This window comes from Microbacterium sp. H6 (assembly GCF_003314775.1).
Taxonomy (GTDB): Bacteria; Actinomycetota; Actinomycetes; order Actinomycetales; family Microbacteriaceae; genus Microbacterium; species Microbacterium oxydans.
Genome location: NZ_QOAY01000085.1, coordinates 13173 through 13457, shown reverse-complemented (window position 1 = coordinate 13457; position 285 = coordinate 13173). Strand labels below are relative to the sequence as shown.

The window sequence follows — 285 nt, the reverse complement described above, 5'->3', positions numbered from 1 at the left end:
GCGCGCAGCCTCGCATCCGGTGCGACCCAGCTCGCCGGCGGCGCGACCGCTCTCGCCGACGGCGCGACCGAGCTCACGACCGGACTCGACACGCTGGCGACCGGCACGGGCGACCTCGCGGGCGGGCTGCGCACGGCATCCGACTCGCTCCCCTCGTTCAGCGACACCGAGTCGAAGTCGCTCGCCTCGGTGATCGCCGACCCGGTGTCGTCGAACTCGTCGGTGGACACGATCTTCGGCCCCACCGCGATCCCGCTGCTCGCCGCGGTCGTGCTCTGGTTCGGT

General features: G+C 73.3%; 1 pseudogene. It reads left to right on the top strand.

Features of this window, described 5'->3' with window-relative positions:
• Positions 1–285 (top strand): annotated as a pseudogene (locus DSP71_RS06000) (hypothetical protein); the annotation flags it as partial.